Source organism: Niallia sp. FSL W8-0177 (assembly GCF_038006285.1).
In the GTDB taxonomy this organism is placed as follows: Bacteria; Bacillota; Bacilli; order Bacillales; family Cytobacillaceae; genus Niallia; species Niallia circulans_A.
On sequence record NZ_JBBOUX010000001.1, the window covers coordinates 2162912 to 2181763 of the forward strand.

At 34.9% G+C, this 18852-nt stretch carries 20 protein-coding genes; 1 reads left to right on the plus strand and 19 read right to left on the minus strand.

The annotated features are described in order from the left end of the window. Nucleotides 1–10: 10 nt before the first annotated feature. The 15 genes from aroH to NST77_RS10735 all read right to left on the minus strand — a co-directional run bounded on the left by aroH (nucleotide 11) and on the right by NST77_RS10735 (nucleotide 15009). A complete protein-coding gene (gene aroH, locus NST77_RS10665; RefSeq protein WP_095331848.1) occupies nucleotides 11–376 on the minus strand; it encodes a chorismate mutase in 366 nt (121 codons plus the stop codon). After that, entirely contained in the window at nucleotides 377–1459 is a 1083-nt protein-coding gene (aroB, locus tag NST77_RS10670; protein ID WP_341122963.1) for a 3-dehydroquinate synthase, read from the minus strand. After that, a complete protein-coding gene (gene aroC, locus NST77_RS10675; protein WP_095331844.1) occupies nucleotides 1459–2631 on the minus strand; it encodes a chorismate synthase in 1173 nt (390 codons plus the stop codon). The genes aroB and aroC overlap by 1 nt, the downstream gene beginning before the upstream one ends. 194 nt (nucleotides 2632–2825) lie before the next feature. Next, entirely contained in the window at nucleotides 2826–3599 is a 774-nt protein-coding gene (locus NST77_RS10680) for a CheR family methyltransferase (protein WP_095331842.1), read from the minus strand. Between the two features lie 509 nt (nucleotides 3600–4108). Further along, entirely contained in the window at nucleotides 4109–4555 is a 447-nt protein-coding gene (gene ndk / locus NST77_RS10685; RefSeq protein ID WP_095331840.1) for a nucleoside-diphosphate kinase, read from the minus strand. 135 nt (nucleotides 4556–4690) lie between these two features. Next, a complete protein-coding gene (gene hepT / locus NST77_RS10690) occupies nucleotides 4691–5653 on the minus strand; it encodes a heptaprenyl diphosphate synthase component II (protein ID WP_123257847.1) in 963 nt (320 codons plus the stop codon). 200 nt (nucleotides 5654–5853) lie between these two features. After that, nucleotides 5854–6555, minus strand: coding sequence for a demethylmenaquinone methyltransferase (locus NST77_RS10695; protein WP_095331837.1), 702 nt, complete (start codon nucleotides 6553–6555; stop codon nucleotides 5854–5856). A gap of 6 nt (nucleotides 6556–6561) precedes the next feature. Beyond that, nucleotides 6562–7374 (minus strand): heptaprenyl diphosphate synthase component 1, encoded by an 813-nt coding sequence (locus NST77_RS10700; RefSeq protein ID WP_341122964.1) that lies wholly within the window; start codon nucleotides 7372–7374, stop codon nucleotides 6562–6564. A gap of 334 nt (nucleotides 7375–7708) precedes the next feature. After that, nucleotides 7709–7981, minus strand: coding sequence for an HU family DNA-binding protein (locus NST77_RS10705; protein WP_016203034.1), 273 nt, complete (start codon nucleotides 7979–7981; stop codon nucleotides 7709–7711). Nucleotides 7982–8426: 445 nt separating this feature from the next. After that, nucleotides 8427–9905, minus strand: coding sequence for a stage IV sporulation protein A (gene spoIVA / locus NST77_RS10710; RefSeq protein WP_095331833.1), 1479 nt, complete (start codon nucleotides 9903–9905; stop codon nucleotides 8427–8429). Between the two features lie 656 nt (nucleotides 9906–10561). Further along, the gene (locus tag NST77_RS10715; protein ID WP_095331831.1) at nucleotides 10562–11611 is read right to left on the minus strand and encodes an NAD(P)H-dependent glycerol-3-phosphate dehydrogenase; all 1050 of its coding nucleotides are present in this window, start codon (nucleotides 11609–11611) and stop codon (nucleotides 10562–10564) included. Nucleotides 11612–11625: 14 nt separating this feature from the next. Then, nucleotides 11626–12936 carry a ribosome biogenesis GTPase Der gene (gene der / locus NST77_RS10720; RefSeq protein ID WP_341122965.1) on the minus strand — a complete coding sequence of 437 codons (1311 nt, stop codon included), beginning with the start codon at nucleotides 12934–12936 and terminating at the stop codon, nucleotides 11626–11628. A gap of 395 nt (nucleotides 12937–13331) precedes the next feature. Beyond that, nucleotides 13332–13517: a capping complex subunit for YIEGIA gene (locus tag NST77_RS10725; RefSeq protein WP_095331827.1), complete on the minus strand. Its 186-nt coding sequence runs from the start codon at nucleotides 13515–13517 to the stop codon at nucleotides 13332–13334. Next, nucleotides 13514–14404, minus strand: coding sequence for a YIEGIA family protein (locus tag NST77_RS10730; RefSeq protein ID WP_095331825.1), 891 nt, complete (start codon nucleotides 14402–14404; stop codon nucleotides 13514–13516). Before NST77_RS10730 ends, NST77_RS10725 begins: the two co-directional genes overlap by 4 nt. Further along, nucleotides 14401–15009 carry a YphA family membrane protein gene (locus NST77_RS10735; protein ID WP_095331823.1) on the minus strand — a complete coding sequence of 203 codons (609 nt, stop codon included), beginning with the start codon at nucleotides 15007–15009 and terminating at the stop codon, nucleotides 14401–14403. Before NST77_RS10735 ends, NST77_RS10730 begins: the two co-directional genes overlap by 4 nt. 214 nt (nucleotides 15010–15223) lie before the next feature. Here NST77_RS10735 and NST77_RS10740 point away from each other — a divergent pair, with 214 nt between their 5' ends. Then, entirely contained in the window at nucleotides 15224–15361 is a 138-nt protein-coding gene (locus tag NST77_RS10740) for a YpzI family protein (protein ID WP_095331821.1), read from the plus strand. A 46-nt stretch (nucleotides 15362–15407) separates the two neighbouring features. Here NST77_RS10740 and rpsA read toward each other — a convergent pair whose 3' ends face one another. From rpsA to NST77_RS10760, 4 genes are all read right to left on the minus strand, one after another. After that, on the minus strand, nucleotides 15408–16547 hold the full coding sequence (rpsA, locus tag NST77_RS10745) for a 30S ribosomal protein S1 (protein WP_095331819.1): 1140 nt from the start codon (nucleotides 16545–16547) through the stop codon (nucleotides 15408–15410). 190 nt (nucleotides 16548–16737) lie between these two features. Then, nucleotides 16738–17415: a (d)CMP kinase gene (gene cmk / locus NST77_RS10750; protein WP_095331817.1), complete on the minus strand. Its 678-nt coding sequence runs from the start codon at nucleotides 17413–17415 to the stop codon at nucleotides 16738–16740. Between the two features lie 257 nt (nucleotides 17416–17672). Further along, on the minus strand, nucleotides 17673–17846 hold the full coding sequence (locus NST77_RS10755; RefSeq protein WP_163186170.1) for a DUF5359 family protein: 174 nt from the start codon (nucleotides 17844–17846) through the stop codon (nucleotides 17673–17675). 98 nt (nucleotides 17847–17944) lie between these two features. After that, complete coding sequence (locus NST77_RS10760) at nucleotides 17945–18616, minus strand: flagellar brake protein (RefSeq protein ID WP_095331815.1); 672 nt, start codon at nucleotides 18614–18616, stop codon at nucleotides 17945–17947. Nucleotides 18617–18852 lie beyond the last annotated feature (236 nt).

Below are 18852 nucleotides of genomic sequence, written 5' to 3' on the forward strand. Positions count from 1 at the left end.
CACCTCAAGTTTATTGTTTTGTTAAATCAGGTCTTAATTGAATTGCTTTTTCTAAATAAGTATGCTGTATTTCCTCTTGCGGCAGCTCCGTGTTCCAATGCATCATAATCCGAATACACTTTTCTAATGAATGAGGAACTGCTATTTCTTTCATACACATAACTGGTACATATGTCCAATCTTCTTGCATACGAATAATTTTAGCTGGGAAAGCAGCATTTATATCATCTGTTACTGACAAAAATACGGATGCCACATCACATGCTTTTATATTATTTGCGTTTATCATCTCTTTAAAAAGTCTTTCTGTTGCAGATAAAATTTCTGCTTCGATATTGTGTTCAACCGTTATTGCTCCTCTAACGCCTCTAATCATCTACTTCCCACCTTTAAATAAACCTAATTCTTCTCTAATTACCGCTTCGTTCACTTCTACTAGCACAGGAGATCCTATTTCTTGTAAAAGGACAAAACGAATCGTCCCATTTATAGATTTCTTATCCTGTCTCATTCGATCAATTAAACGTTCTATTTCTAAATCATTGTGAATATCACAAGTATAACCTAACTGTTTAAGCCACTTTATATACTCCTCTAGTGAAAATGCTATGTCATATTTTCGCTTACTTAATCTTATCGCAAATATCATTCCAATCACGACAGCTTCTCCATGAGTAAATTTTCCATACCCCATCTCTGCCTCAATTGCATGACCTAATGTATGCCCAAAATTCAAAAAGGCACGTACACTTGTTTCCTTTTCATCTTCTTCAACAATCGCTTGTTTAACAAGAATACCTTTCTCAAGAATTTCAGACCAATAAGCAATTTTTACTTGTGATAAATCACTTATCTTGCTACGTAGTTCATGATAAAAGCTTATATCGCTAATTAATGCATGTTTGATTACCTCACCAAATCCTGAGCGAAGTTCTTGAAGCGGCAGTGTAGATAGAAACGTTGTATCATAAAAGACAGCTTCTGGCTGATTAAAAACACCAATCATGTTTTTACCTAAAGGATGGTTAATAGCTACTTTTCCGCCAACTGCACTATCATGAGCTAAAATAGTGGTTGGTATTTGAATAAAAGGAATTCCTCTCATAAAGGAAGCAGCTACATAGCCTGCTAAATCCCCAACGGCTCCGCCCCCTAATGCTAACACTAGCGATTTACGGTCAAGGTGCTGTTCTAGCATATAGGTCAAACAAGCATAAAAAACATCAAATGTTTTTGCCTTTTCTCCTGCTGGCACTGTATAGCTAACGACAGGAAAGGAGGAAAGTTTCTTTTCAACCGTTTTCAGGTGCAACTTTTCAACTGACTCATCGGTAATAATTAAAACTTTTGTTACATCAACAAATTCCTTTTGCAGAAATGCTGAAAGCTCATCAATAACACGTTCTCCGATCCATACATCATATTGTTTCGACGTTGTTTGAATGGAAACAGTCTGCATTAGAATTCCCTCGCGTGTCTATTGTGCTCAGCAATATTAGCTACAAGTCCTTCAAATCGATCAGCATAAAATTGATCAACAATAGCTGCAGCAAGCTCCCAAGCAACTGCATGCTCTGCTACTACAGATGCCGCTGGAACTGCGCAGCTATCACTGCGTTCAATGCTAGCTGTAAATTCTTCTTTTGTATCGATATCCACGCTTTTTAATGGTTTATATAGGGTCGGAATTGGCTTCATTACCCCTCTTACAACAATTGGCATACCGTTTGTCATTCCACCCTCTAAGCCACCTAGACGGTTTGTTCTGCGAGAATAGCCATTTTCTTGATCCCATATAATCTCATCATGAACTTCACTCCCTGGCTTTCTAGCAGCTTCAAAGCCTATTCCAATCTCTACTCCTTTAAATGCATTTATACTCATGATTGCGGCAGCAAGCTTTGCATCTAATTTACGGTCATAGTGCACATAGCTTCCCACACCAATCGGCATACCTTCCACTATTACTTCTACTACACCGCCAATGGAATCACCATTTGCTTTCGCTTCATCGATGGCATTCATCATTTTTAAGCCTGCTTCTTCATCTAAACAGCGAACAGGAGAATTTTCCGTAATTTCCCTAAGTTTTTCAATCGACTCATAATTAGTTATATTTGATTTTATACCACCAATTTCAACGACATGTGAGGCAACTTTAATCCCTAGTAAATCAAGGAGCTTTTTCGCCACTGCCCCTGCCGCTACACGAACTGTCGTTTCACGGGCAGAAGATCTCTCTAACACATTTCTCATATCGCGGTGACCATATTTAATAGCGCCATTTAAATCTGCATGCCCTGGGCGTGGACGACTTATTTTTCGTTTTATTTCGTTTGCTTCCGCTTCATCAATTGGGTCCTGTCCCATAACTTTAGTCCAATGCTTCCAATCGTTGTTTTCTACAATCAATGAAACCGGTGAACCTAGCGTATAACCATGTCTAATACCGCCGCCAATTTCAACGGTATCTGTTTCTATTTGCATTCTTCTTCCTCTGCCATGCCCTTTTTGTCTTCTAGCTAACTCCTTATTTATATCTTCAGCTAATAAAGGCATTCCAGCAGGAAGTCCTTCGATAATTGTGATTAATTTGGGACCATGTGACTCCCCAGATGTTAAATATCTCATAATGAATCCTTTCTCCCTTCAACGCTTTAAAGTGATTATGTTCCAATATAACATACCAATCCTGTTATGAATAGTGAAAATCTAAAAATCTTCGCAAAATATTACAACGCGATAATCCTTTTCATAAGAAAAATAGCAATCATGTAAACAATGGCAAAACAACGATAAATTTGCAGTGTTGTTTTGCCATTAACTTATATTTTCCGATAAAAAAAAGTATCTGCTGTCTCAAATCCATATTTAGCAGGTGTAAAAATTTGCTCTGTACTCCCTACAAAGAAAATTCCACCAGGTTTTAAAGCTTGAGAAAATTTATGGTAAAGTAAATCTTTTGCATCCTCTGTAAAATAGATAAGAACATTTCTACACACAATTAAATCAAATGGTCCGCCAAACGAATCCGATAATAAGTTTTGCTTCTTAAATGTTACATTTCTTTTAACTTCCTCTTTTATTTTGAACATTGCACCATCTTTTTCAAAATATTTATCTTTTTGAGCGGATGGTACTTCGTTTAATGCTCGCTCTAAATAAATGCCCTTTTTTGCCCTGTCTAAGGCGTTAATATCAATATCCGTCGCAAGAATTTGAAAGTCTCTCAACTTCATTTCATTGGAAAGAAGCATAGATAAAGTATAAGGCTCCTCTCCTGTTGAGCAGGCGGCACTCCAAACCTTTAATTGTGCTTTTGATTGTAGAAGAGAGGGTAAGATTTTTTTCTCCAGTACTTCCCAGCGTTTATAATTCCGGTAAAACTCAGAAACATTAATTGTCATTCGATCTAAAAGCTCGTCCAATAAATGTTTATCCTTATGTATCGCTTTAAAATAATCTTCAAAAGAAGTAAAACCCCTTTTTTCATAAAGAGATGTCAACCTTCTTTTCATTTGTGCCTCTTTGTACAAAGACAAATCTATTCCTGATAATTTGTAAAAATTCTTTATAAAATCTTGAAAATCCTTCTCCATTTAAAATTCCTCACAAGTATAATAAAATCAACTACTTTTTAAGTATATACGATTTTCCCACAAAACGGCCAAATTTTATTCCGATAATTCATATAATTACTAGAAAAGCAGAAGCGACTGGTTATGGGCGTACAAACTGGAGGGCGCTGACTGAGATAAAGGAAACACGGGGAAGCAGTGAAACGATGTTGACTTATCGTAGGGAAGCGACCGAAGTTTGCTAGAAGATAGGCGCTGAAGCTTGACATTGAAAAGCGGAGGGCACTCGGTAGGGGCGTGTGGGATGGAGCGACCGTTCCTGAGATATAGGATACACGATGAACGTTAGTGAATCGATGTTGCCTTATCCTAGGGAACGGTCGAGAAGCCCATCAGCCCCTAGTGCCCGGAGCTAGACATCAAAAGCGGAAGCGGCTGGATATCATCGCCCATACTCCAAGGTAGCCGGTCTCTTAGTTTAATCATTCAAAAAAATAGCTGCCCTGCATAGGACAGCTAAGTAAGCTATATTAGTAAATCCAACTATCTAATAGTTTCTTATACTCTACTATTTCTTCTTCTTTAAAGAAAAGAGCAATTTCTCTTTGAGCACTTTCTATCCCGTCAGACCCATGGATAATATTTTTATGTTTTACTACTCCAAAATCACCACGAACCGTACCAGGCAAAGCTTCCAAAGGATCCGTTTTTCCCATCATCAGTCTTGCCTTGGCAATAACTTCCTCTCCTTGCCAAACCATTGCAAAAACAGGACCTGAAGTAATAAAATCTACTAATTGTGTAAAAAACGGCTTGCCTTTGTGTTCTGCATAATGTTGTTCCGCTAAATTTTCCGTAATATGAATAAGCTTTGCTCCAACAAGTTGAAAACCTTTTTCTTCAAAACGGGTTACTATTTTCCCTATTAAATTTCTTTGTACCCCATCTGGCTTTACCATTAGAAATGTTCTTTCCATAAGCTCACTCCTACCATATGTATTAGACTAGTAAACATGGTCATTCATGAAAAACTTACCACAAAAACCCAATTTATGCAAAAGAAATTTAAAAACGCTTTCATCAAAAACATGTACAAAAGGTATGCTTATTCCTTAAAATTTGCGCTTCCCTAAATATTTAGCGATATTATTAAGTGCAGATTTTGCTTTTCCATTTGGCAAATCATGGATAGTTTGCAAAGCCTTTTTTAAATACAAATCACTAACCTGCAAGGAACGATCGATAGCATCTGTATTTTTGATCATGGAGATAATTTCCATTAACTCTTTCTTAGGCATTGCCTCATGAACAGTTATTACTTTATCGCGCACTTTTTCTTGTTCCATCGCGAATAAAACAGGCAAAGTAATATTTCCTTGAAGTAAATCTCCACCAGCAGGCTTTCCTAATTCTTCTTCCGTACCTACAAAATCGAGAACATCATCTATGATTTGATAAGACATTCCAACATAATAACCAAATCGATATAACTTTTGTTGATAATCTTCCTCAACATCAGAAACAATAGCCCCTACTAACGAGCTTGCCGATATTAATAATGCCGTTTTCCGTTTAATTCGTCGAAAATAATCCCTTATATTTTGATCAAATCGGTATTTATCTTTTATTTGCTGAATTTCACCGATACATACTTCCACTATCGTATTAGCAAGGACTTTGTGAGCAGCTGGCTTATCTATCTCACTCATAATTTCTATTGACCTAGCAAAAATATAATCCCCTGTATACATGGCTACTTTATTATCCCATTTTGCTTTAATCGTCGGTTGGCCTCTCCTTAAATCGGAGTCGTCTATAACATCATCATGAACTAAGGATGCCATATGAATTAATTCTAATGAAATAGCTGCCTTTTTTATAACCTGAATATCATAGTTACCAAACTGTCCAGCAAGCAATACGAATATCGGACGTATTCTTTTGCCACCTGCTTGCAATAAATGTAACGATGATTCTCTTAAAATGGAAGAGTTCGCCTGTACCGTTTCTTCCAAAGCTTTCTCAATCTTATCTATATCCGAATTCAAAAATGAGTACATCATTTTTAATTTCACTAACTACTCACCCAACTTGTATCGATATTTTAAAATAATTATCCAGCATAAAAATGCTTATATATAAATTTAATCCTATTTATGAAAAAAAGAGGTCTAAATACAAGGACAAGAATACAGGATTAAAATGTAGTCCTCCCATCTTGATCCAAATATTGCTTATTGGATTTTGATTTAGACTCTCCTCTATGATTGCACGATTATTTATATCCTATATGAACCGCAGCAACACCACCAAAATAAGGCTTATATGTCACTTTCTTTAGTCCAGCTTCTTGAAACATCAGAGCAAGTTCTTTCATACCCGGAAAGTCACGTGCCGATTCTTGAAGCCATGAATATTCCTTATAGCTTTTCGCAAACAATTTCCCGAAAACCGGCATGATATATCGAAAATAAAAGTAGTATCCCTGTCTAAAGATCGGCATTGTCGGCTGGGATGTTTCTAAACAAACTACCAATCCACCTGGCTTTACCACTCTTCGCATCTCTTTTAAAACAGTTAAATAATCTGGAACATTTCGTAAACCAAAGCCGATTGTCACAAAATCAAACTGATTATCATCAAATGGCAATTCCATAGCATTCCCGTGAATAAGCTCAATATTCTCATATCCCATTGTCTTTTGTTTACCGATACTCAACATATTTTCACTAAAATCAAGTCCAACTACTTTGCCGTTTGGTCCAACTTGCTCTGCTAGGCTAATTGTCCAATCAGCTGTTCCGCAGCATACATCTAAACATGCTGCTCCTTTAGGCACATTCATTCTCTTCATCGTGTCTTTTCGCCATAGTTTATGTTGCTGAAAGCTGATGACTGAATTCATTTTATCGTAATTACTATAAATTTTTTCAAATACATTATGTACCTTTTCTTCTTTAGATTGCTGCTCTTGCATTTTTAATTACCCTTCCTCTACGTACAATTGTTGTTTGTTTATTGCATTTAATAACTGATAGGTATTTTCTCTAAACACTGCTTGTAATTCAGGAAGATTTTCTAGCATCTCTTCTAGTCGTGAACTTGTCTCTTTTAGATATTTATCTAATACGGTAGCTTTATCACTTATAGATAATAAATGGTTTTTATTCTCATACTTATAAAATGTTTCGACGACAATTGATCTTTGTGTGCTGTCATATAATTCTTTTTCTTTGCGTATTCGATAAAGAAACAAGTATTCCTCTATAAGTGAGTTCCATCGATCTAATTGATAAAAGTCCACAAGCTTTTTAATTAATGCTCCCTCAATATTTTTCAGACTTTCTATTACCTGCTCTATTGTTTTATCATTCTGTTGATAAAAGAATATTTTATTCTCATTTACCTCTTTAATTCCTTCTGCTAGGATTTTAAGCATTTTAAAGTCTTCGATTTCCGCTAATATTTTATAATATTGCCCACTATATAAATCCCCTGCTAATACTGTTAACTGTCGATTTCTTTCGTTCCCTTTATGCATCTTTTCATTTGTAACAAGCTCATGGGTATCAAGGGCAATTTGTATAAGTGTAATAGTTGCTGCATATGTAATTATTTCTTGCTTTTTTATATTTGCCTCTAAAAGGACAGATATAATTAGTAATATCTTATGTTCATCTATAACTGGATTTGGTATATGTTTTTGCAAATAATGATTCGAAGTTCGCTCAATCACTCTTTTTTTTACACTTTCTATTAATTCCTGCATAACCATAACATCACCCTTGTTCCCCATTTATTCCTGGTTTTCTATAATTTTGTTTCTCGCATCTACTTTTAATTAAGACAAGTGAAACCATCTCTCGAAAGATTGTCTATCTATCTTAGAACTACAAATTAACAAAGTAAACTTTTTTAAAAAGCCACTTTCCATTTCTATCACATATTCTAATTATTATATCACAAGAAAAAGTAAAGGGATACAATTGGCACTTAGGAAAGGGTCTGCTTTATCTTTTCCGAATTAAATGAACATAATTCAGCTTTGTTTCTTTGCACCATTAAAAAAATAACAGAAAAAAACCGCGATAATTTTCGCGGTTTTAGTGAAATACTATCATTGTATGTAATTATTTCACTGCGTCTTTAAGTGCTTTACCTGGTTTAAAAGCAGGAACTTTACTTGCTGCGATTTCAATTTCTTCACCAGTTTGTGGGTTACGACCTTTACGAGCCGCACGCTCACGTACTTCAAAGTTACCGAAACCGATAAGTTGTACTTTATCACCATCTTTTAAAGCATTCAAAATTGTATCGAAAACAGCGTCAACTGCTTTAGTAGCGTCCTTTTTTGATAGTTCACTTGCTTCAGCAACTGCATTGATTAATTCTGTCTTGTTCATGCCTTTCACCTCCTCCCGAGTGTTTCAAATAAAAGCTAAAAATTAGTTTCATATCTTTATTTGTAAACAAATTAACGGAATTATATACGTCCTACTGAATTTTTTCTTAATTGAGACCAATTGGTTTCTACTAAAAAGAAATTCCAGTATGAAAAGCCTTAAGCTTTTAATAAAGATTAAGAAACCTTTTATAACGCTAATTCCTTTAAAAGATTATCATAATCATTTCTGCATATCAAGAAATTTTATATATTGATAGCAATATTTTCTTATTTTGAAATAAAAGCGTAACATTAAAACCATATTTTTACCAATTTCATCCATAATTTGAGCAGAAATGGAACTATTCTCCCGTTGTTTCAACAAAGTTATAAACGGGTATATATCTAATAAAAGAAATGCCTTTTTATTTATTCATCAAAAAAAGAACTCTAAAATAGAGTCCTTACAAAATAATTGCTATGAGTCCACCAGAGCCTTCGTTAATAATTCTTTCTAATGTCTCTTTCAGTTTATAACGTGCATTTTCTGGCATTAATGACAATTTTGCTTGTATGCCTTCTCGGACGATGGAACTTAAACTTCTTCCAAAAATATCCGAATTCCAGATAGATAATGGATCATCCTCAAAATCTTGCATTAAGTATCTTACTAATTCCTCACTTTGCTTTTCAGATCCAATGATTGGGGCAAATTCACTTTCCACATCCACTTTAATCATATGGATGGATGGTGCAACGGCTTTTAATCTAACCCCAAATCTCGAGCCTTGACGAATGATTTCCGGTTCATCTAAACTCATATCCACTAATGAGGGGGCAGCAATGCCATACCCAGTTTGTTTCACCATTTTTAAAGCATCTGAGATTTGATCATATTCCGTTTTAGCATGTGCAAAATCTTGCATTAATTCTAGTAGGTGGTCTTTTCCTCTAATTTCCACACCTACAATTTCTTTAAGGATATCATCATATAATTCATCTGGTGCAAACAAATCAATTTCTGCGATACCTTGCCCCATTTCTATACCTGCAAGACCAGCATTTTCAATGAATTCATATTCACTAAATTGCGAAACGACTCTATCCACATCTCTTAATCTCTTAATGTCTTTAACTGTTTCTTTTACTGCTTCTTGATAATTATCTCTTAACCAATGATTTTCTCTTAATACCATTACCCAGCTTGGTAAGTTTACATTTACCTCTAAAACTGGAAACTCGAATAATGCTTCTCGCATAACATTTAATACATCTGTTTCACGCATACTTTCTACACTCATGGCAATAACTGGAATATCATATTTTTCGGAAAGCTCTTGTTTTAGAGCATCAGTATTAGGATGATAAGGCTGAGCACTATTAATAATCATAATAAATGGTTTACCAACCTCTTTTAACTCTTCAATTACTCTATTCTCAGCTTCTAGATAGTTACTTCTTGGAATATCACCAATCGTACCATCTGTTGTAATAACAACTCCAATTGTACTGTGTTCTTGAATAACCTTTCTTGTTCCTATTTCAGCAGCTTCATGAAATGGAATAGGCTCTTCATACCATGGTGTATTGATCATTCTAGGACCGTTTTCATCCTCATAACCTTGTGCACCCGGCACAGTATACCCGACACAATCTACAAGCCTAATATTCACTTCTAATCCTTCATCTACTTTAATAGAGGCCGCTTGATTTGGAACGAACTTTGGCTCTGTTGTCATAATTGTTTTTCCTGCTGCACTTTGTGGAAGCTCATCTTTAGTCCGAGCTCTATCACCTTCATTGTCCATGTTTGGGATAACAACCAATTCCATGAATTTTTTTATAAAAGTTGATTTTCCGGTACGCACTGCTCCTACTACACCTAAGTAAATATCACCGCCCGTTCTTTCGGCAATATCTTTAAAAATATTTACCTTTTCCAAGTGATCCCCTCCTGAACTTTTCCTAGTACATGGGATAGAATTATCCATTTAATACTATTAGACAATATATATTTATGATGTTGTCCTATCTCTTTATGCCTTATTTTTTATTTTCCTCCCCTTTTTTTTGCTAGTTTTTATTTTAAAGTAATAAGACCTTTGTTTATGAACGTAAAAATGATGCCCATCTATACGTTTTCTTTTTATGAAACTAGCATGAATTCATTTATAAGCTATATTAATCCCATTTGTTCTGTGTATGAATAAATAAAACCTTCTCTTCAATATATACAAGAAGAGAAGGGATATGACACTTTTTGTTTGGAATCACCTATAAAAGACTAGAAAAACTAATCTGATTATCAGCCAGTCTATTAAACTTGCCAAACTGTTACAAAGACATATATCGTTCAAACAATATAGGATAATGTAAAGCGTCGAAAAACAAAAAAAATCAAAGTAAGAAGTAGGGGAAACTTCTCACTTTGATTTCCATTGACTATTTGACCCAAACCCTGTTCATTCCACTAGGTTGCTTCAAGGCATTTTATGTTATTACATCCATTTTCGAACCATTAAAACGCCTAAATTTCCATAAAAAGATTTCGTTCATTCTCCTTTCATAAGAAAGGATTTACAAAGTACACATCTTTTCCTTATTCTATGTACTGAGAAGCAAGAATGTTTATTAAATCTTCCATTTCGTTCGTTTTTCCTCTGGCCATTAAGCTTTCGACTGCTGCTTTTGCATCTTGGCCATTGAATAAAATTTCGAATAATGCATTTGTGATAGGCATCGTAACATCGTATTTTTCGGAAAGCTGATGGGCTGCTTTCGTTGTTCGGATTCCTTCTACAACCATTCCCATTTGCTCCAGTACTTCTTCTAGTGCATGACCTTTTCCAAGCATATTACCTGCTCGCCAGTTTCTTGAATGAACACTTGTACAAGTAACAATTAAATCTCCAATCCCAGTCAAACCAGCAAAAGTAAGTGGATTTGCGCCCATTCTTGTTCCAAGTCTTGCCATTTCAGCAAGTCCTCTTGTAATTAATGCGGCCTTTGCATTATCACCAAAACCTAATCCATCTGCAATCCCTGCACACACTGCAATAATATTTTTCAACGCCCCGCCAATTTCTACTCCGATAAGGTCCGGATTTGTGTATACTCGAAAATTATGATTGATAAATAAATCTTGTACCAGTTCAGCTTCCTTCATATTTTTAGAAGATACTGTAACAGTCGTCGGATGACGCAAGCTTACTTCTTCCGCATGACTAGGTCCAGAGAGCACAACAATACTCTTTCGGATGCTTTCAGGTATCTCTTCCTCCATTATTTCAGAAATTCTAAGTAATGTACCAGGTTCAATTCCTTTGCTTACATGAACGAACGTTTTCGGTTCTTTAATATACGGGAGTAATTGAGGAATTACCTCACGCATCGCTTTTGTTGGTACAGCTAAAACAATGATATCCACATCATGAACACTCTCTTCTAACGAAGTAGTGCCTTTTACTTCATTGGGTAAGGTAATTCCAGGCAAATATTTACTATTTTGATGTAAATTATTTATCTCTGCAATATTTTTCTCATCTTTTCCCCAAATATGAATAGTATGACCATTGTCGCCAAGTACTAATGATAGTGCTGTCCCCCAGCTTCCAGCACCAATCATCGCTACGGATTTTTTATCTTTCATCCTTTACACCTCTTTTATTTTCTTTCTCTTGCAAATATTTTAATCGGTGTTCCTTCAAAACCAAAGGCATCTCTAATCCGATTTTCTAAAAATCGCTCATAAGAAAAGTGAAGCAATTCTGGATCATTTACAAAAACAACAAAAGTAGGCGGTCCAACTGCAACTTGGGTAGTATAGTATATTTTTAATCTTTTTCCTTTATCTGTTGGAGTTGGATTCATCGCAACCGCATCCATTATAACATCATTTAACACACTTGTTTCCACTCGGCGTGTATGATTTTCACTGGCAACTTTAATCATCGGAATTAAAGTATGAATACGTTTCTTTGTTTTCGCAGATAAGAATAAAATTGGTGCATAGTCTAAGAATAAGAAATGCTCCCTTATATTTTGTTCAAAGGTTTTCATTGTTTTTTCATCTTTTTCTACTGCATCCCATTTATTTACAACAATAATAACTGCTCTTCCTGCCTCATGAGCATAACCAGCAATTTTTTTATCTTGTTCAATAATGCCTTCTTCCCCATCAATAACTACTAAGACAACATCTGATCTTTCGATTGCTCGTAATGCTCTAAGGACACTATATTTTTCTGTAGACTCATATACTTTTCCTTTTTTTCTCATTCCAGCTGTATCGATAATCACGAATTCTTCACCATTAACCGTTACTTGGGAATCAATTGCATCACGCGTTGTTCCTGCAACATTACTTACGATTACGCGGTCTTCGCCTAACATTGCATTCACTAATGAAGATTTCCCAACATTAGGTCTTCCTATAAGCGAAAATTTAATAACATCATCATCGTAATCCTTTGTATCACGCTTAGGAAAATGCTTTGCAGCTTCATCCAATAAATCTCCAAGTCCTAGACCATGTGAACCAGAGATCGGAAACGGTTCTCCAAATCCTAATGAATAAAAATCATAAATTTGTTCTCTCATATCTGGGTTATCTACTTTGTTTACAGCTAGCACAACAGGCTTTTTCGCTTTATACAAAATCTTCGCCACTTCTTCATCTGCGGAAGTAACACCTTCACGACCATTTGTTATAAAAATAATAACATCTGCTTCCTCAATTGCAATTTCTGCCTGCATACGTATTTGGTCTAAAAATGGTTCATCCCCAATATCAATACCTCCTGTATCAATAAGGTTAAAATCATGATTTAACCATTCTGCCGAGCTATAGATACGATCTCTCGTTACTCCTGGTATATCTTCTACAATAGAAATCCGTTCTCCTACTATCCGATTAAAGATAGTAGATTTCCCAACATTCGGTCGTCCAACTATTGCAATAACTGGTTTCGCCATCGCTATCATCCCTTCATATACATAATCATTCTATCCATGCAGCATGATTCCTTAGCAGTATAAACCTAAGGTAATCACGATGTTAAAGAACATTTCTTAGATTATTTATTTCTTTTATGAACGTAAGCACTAAAGCTTTTTTGTACTTTCCGTTTTTATAGCTTCGTTTTGAGTATGTCATAAACACTAATTCAAAAAATTCTCCTTCAAAACAAAACCAATAATCGATTTGCTCAAGTAATACCCTTTAACAAAAAATAGTAAAATAGGGGTTAACCCTTAAACTGAGAGGTAGACCCCTAACTAAAATAGTTTATCAAAGAGATGATAACCTAGCAACATAAAACTATATTTCTTTTGCATAACCTTACTTTTTTCTAGCTCTCTTATGATAATTAATGTTTTACAATAATAAAAACTTCCTCGCTGATTTTATGGGCAATCCCATCTAATATCGCTTCTAAATTAGTCGCAACTGTTTCTAATTCCTTTGTATCTTGGCAATAAAATACACCGGTTCCTGGAGCAACTTTATTTGGATTAGTTGTTATGGAGGCTAAAATGTATTTCTCTAAAGTCATTCTAACTCATCCTCCCTTTCTTCACGCTTACTTGGCATGCGAATCGCATTTTCTAGAGTTGGAACTGCACCAATGATACGAATGGCTTTTTTTTCATTATGTATTTGAGGTAACACAAATACAGCAACTCTTCCATCTTCTAGGTCTCTCTTAGCTAGAGGTACTAACGCAGGTGTTCCGGAGTCACGGTATACACCCAGAGCCGTTGTAACATCATATAAAATTGCTTGTCTTTGTCCTAAATTTGCAATGGTAGTTCTCGCATTAAAATTCTTTGGTGTGAGAATAAATCCCATTCCATATTTCAACACTTCTTTCTGTCGCTCCGGTAACCCAATATTCATTATATAAATGGTATCAATATGTAAACCAGCCCCTTTAAATGTCGGTTGAACATATTCTATATCTACTATATCCTTTAATTGACCACCAGACATTAGTTTCTTCGCTATGACAACCGAGATGATTGCTGCAAGTATTCCTGTCCATATGTTGAAAACAATATAACCAAACGTGCTGACTAAGCCAGCAAACATTACTAAATAATTTCTACTTTCAAAAGCAATCGCGATTCCTTCGATATATGTTTTTCCTCTTGGTACCATTTCAAAACTATCTAGTTCTGTTAACGTATTTCTCTCCATATTTCTAACTTCACGAAATTGAGAGGCGGCAACAGTAAGGAAAGTTACTGCTGTAAAATCTTTGTTTAATATGGATGGTATTGCTACGGATCCTAAACCTGCTGCAATAAAACCTAACGCTATATGAATGATTTTCCCATGTAAATAAGTCGGATATTGTCTATAATCAGTGCGCAGCATAAACATCCTTAACAAGGTTCCAACAATTACTCCAAATAGAATTGGATAAACGAAATTACTCATAAGTTTTTTTGTCTCTCCTTTTCAAGCAAAAATACATAATTTTCCCATCTAACAAGTGTTATTTTTAGGTAATAAAGAGAAATCAATCCTAGCAAACCAAGTGTTAAAAAATCGAAAAAGGCCATTGAACCAATGGAATAATCCATCTGATAGCTTCTTAAAAGGAAGCTTAAAACTATCTCCCCATTAATACTTCCAATCAGCAAAACAAGTATTTGGCAAGATATATTTTTGTGCACCAAGATAAGGAATGTAAATAATATACTTGTTTTCAGCCATACACCCGGAATGAATACCCAAAAAGGATCAATGATGGCCATTAACTCATATGTAACATAAGCTAACATCATAAAAAAAGACGAAACAATCGTATAAATGCAGTTCTTCCATCGCAAAGTACCTGTATAAAAAAACGACATTATTAACACAACTAGGAGCAAAATGGAGCAACTTTTTCCTTGCCATTCCCACTGGTAAGGACTTAAAATAATTGCTGTTAATATATAAATAGAATATTTTGTTCGCTTTGGATTATTTTTGTCCATAAAAAACGTTGTTATTATCCAGATACACCATGTACAGAATAAAAAGATTGATCCTTCCATATCCTCACTCTCCTCTATTTTTCCATTATGTCTCGGAACTATGTAATTTAAACGAAAAAGATAGAAGAGTGCATAGGGACTATTCGGTAATTTTTTTAGGAATTTTTTTCATTAAGTATTTTCTGCATACGGAAGAATAATAAAAAGAACTTCTACGAAAGAAAGAAGGAGACATCCATTTTATAATGGAAATGAAAAACAGGAGGCATTGTAAATGGGTAAAGATAGACAGGAAAAAAAATTAAAAAATAGTAACAGAGTAGAATCTGATCGCGATCAAGCACTTCATTATAATGGTTCCACTCGCTTACAAAGTCCAGAAGAAGGAAGATTACTAAACGATAATAAGTAAAAAGACAAAGAGGTAGCCAAAATGGCCACCTCTTGATTATATAACATTAATTTTTTAACTTTTTCAATTGCTCACCAATCATATCTCCTAATTGGAAACCTTTTGATTCTTCAGGAAGTTCATATACTTCTTCTTCGTCTATTTCTTTTTCTGTTAATTCTTTAATACTTAAAGAAAGGCGTTGTTCTTCTTCATTCACATCTAAAACTTTTACTTGGACTTCTTGTCCTTCTTTTAATACTTCGTGAGGTGTTCCAATATGCTTATGGGCAATTTGAGATATATGAACAAGACCTTCAACCCCTGGGAATACTTCAACAAAAGCCCCATAGGAAACAATACGTTTTACAGTTCCATCTAGAACACTACCTTTTTCAGCACGCGCTGCAATGTCTGCCCACGGTCCTGGTTGTGTTTCTTTAATAGATAAAGAGATACGATCATTATTACGATCAACACTTAATACTTTCACCTTTACTTCTTGCCCTTCTTGAACTACATCTGTCGGACTAGAAATATGATCATGAGATAATTGAGAAATATGAACTAATCCATCAATTCCGCCTAAATCAACAAAAGCACCAAAATCTGTAATTCTTTGCACGGTACCTGTAAGTGTTTCGCCAACTTCAATTGAGTCAAGGAGGTTTTGTTTTTGTTTATTTTTCTCTTCCTCAACAACTGCACGGTGGGATAATATAAGGCGACTCTTGTCTTTTTCCAATTCTACAATTTTAAAAGAAATGATCTTCCCTTTGTAATCAGAAAAATCTTCTACATAATGAGCTTCTACTAAGGAAGCAGGAACAAAGCCTCTGACACCAAGATCAACCACAAGTCCGCCTTTTACGACGTCTTTTACTTCTGCTTCGAACACTTCGCCAGAATTAAACTTCTCTTCAAGCTGATCCCATGCTTTTTCCGCATCCACTTTTCTTTTTGACAAAACCAGAGCATCTTCTTCCACTTTAATTACTTCTAACTCAAGTTTGTCTCCTTCAGCTACTACATCACTCGCTTTTTCAATGTGAAGGCTAGATAATTCACTTATTGGTATAATCCCATCGAGTTTACTGTCGCTGATTGCAACAATCACCTGTTTCTCTTCCACTTTCGTAATCTGACCACTTACTACGTCTCCGACAGTATAATTATTTACAACTACATCATTTAATTCCTCAGACATATGTACTCCTCCTTCGACTCTATAGCGCCTAAACATTCTCGAAAGAATGTTTAGGCAACCGAAAATAAATTAATCATGCATACGATTTATAAGAAACCTTCTCTTTAAAGTTCTTACAAACTTCTTTTTTTGTCAAGTAAGAAACACTAGACTAGTTTGAAAGATTAAGTGATTTTTGCTTTCGTTTTCATTAATTACTTATTTTTTCTCTAGTTAGCTCCATAATTTTTTCGACTACCTCATTTATGGATAAAGAAGTTGTGTCCAATTCAATCGCATCGTCCGCCTTCTTCAATGGAGCAATTTCACGTTCTGAGTCTAATTTATCTCTTGCAGCAATTTCTCGTTTTAACTGTTCTAAGTCTGAATGATAACCTTTTGATACATTCTCTTTATGTCTTCTAATTGCTCTTTCATCAACAGAAGCTAAAAGGAAGACCTTTACTTCAGCGGTCGGAATCACATGGGTACCAATATCTCTACCATCCATTACCACCCCGCCGTTTACAGCAAACATTTGTTGTCTTCTTACCATTTCTTCCCTTACGAGCTTATGTTTAGAAACAATGGAAACAGAGTTTGTTACTTCACTTGAACGAATTTCCTTTGTGACATCATTGTTATCTAAAAAAATTAGTTGACCATGTTCACCTGGGAAAAGCTCAATAACTGTTTCATTTAACATATTTATTAAACTTTTTTCATCTTCTAAATTTAAATGATGATTAATTGCTTTAAAGGTCAATGCTCTATACATAGCACCTGTGTCAATATAAATGTATCCTAATTGTTCCGCAACAATCTTTGCAACAGTACTTTTTCCTGCTGCTGCAGGTCCATCAATTGCAATGCTAATTTTCTTTTCCATAAATCCTCCTGAACTACTGGCTCAAATATACCAATTAACTTATTAAAAAATTCTCCTATTCTATTTCTCCTCTAAAAGGAATGGGAAATCATAGCTAGTCCCATTAACAAAAGAGAAACAACATTAATAATACGGAGAGAAAGCTTTGCTTTTACGGCTTCACTTTCTTTTATTTTAACATATTCTTTCGATTTTTTATCATTAAATCCTCTCTTTTATCTATCTCTTTGGATAGGACAATTTATGAATAATCATCCTTATCTACCGAAGGTCTCAAGAAAGGAGACAAAATTCGAATCCATGACACCTTCATATTGAGTGATTGTTCTTATTTCCGGTATAAAATCCCAAGTATGAAGCATTTGCCCAATAATAAAAAAGACAATTTGAAGGGCGATAATCTTTAATAAAATTCTTTCAACCGTTTTCACTCCATGCAACTCCTTTTTCTACTGCTCTTATAAACAAAGCTAGACTCATGTAATATTTAGATTATAGGAATAGTATCGGAGTAAATGCATGCCTTTATTCAAATTTCAAGCCCTTTCTTTTTCAGTGATAGTTGACGGTCAAAGCTGAATCTTAGCATGGATTGTCGATCAACGGGATCGACGTCCAAAAATTCGATAGCCATTTTATAGTTCTGTTCGTTGTATTCGAAGATTTTTTTTATTTTCGCAGATAAATGTAGATAATTATACTCACCATTTTGTAAAGGTAAGACTACTGAAACTTTAATTTTACTATTTTGCTGAAGTTTTATATGTTTCGGAACTATTACCGCAGCTCCGCCTGCACTAAAATCCAGAGAAACAGTTGTAAATGGTTCTAAATTGTTCTCTTTCTCGAAAGGATGGATAGCCATATCAACACTTGTTTCAATCCTTACAAATTGTCTTCGCTGAATCTTAATCATTTGATCATCAGGAGGTAGCGAAAGGATTAGCAGGGGAACATTATTCTCTTTTTTCCTACCGATAACTTCTGAATGAAATAAATAAGCATTACCTTCGTTTGTTACAAAGTTAATCCTTAACTGAGCTCCATTCATGAGAAAAACAAGCTTGTTTGTTTCAAGGTGAATTGGATATTCAATACTGATTGATTTCTCCTCGACTCCTAAAATACGACTTTTATACTGTTCTACTTTTGTTTCGCCATGAATCGGTTCAATGACTAATGTGTCTCCTATTGAAATCACTTTATCTCACACTTTCCTTCCTATTTATATAAACGTTTTAATGCTACTGATCTTATTTTTTCTATATAAATTATGTAGTTCGTTTAGAAAATCTTAAGTAGACCTAAAGACCTAACGTTCAAATCCGGTTATTTATACCAAAATACCTACTTTTATGTATCATTATTGCATGAATGTTTTATATTTGGCAATACCGTCCATTCCATCATTAACAACACAGTAATTCTAATTCTATG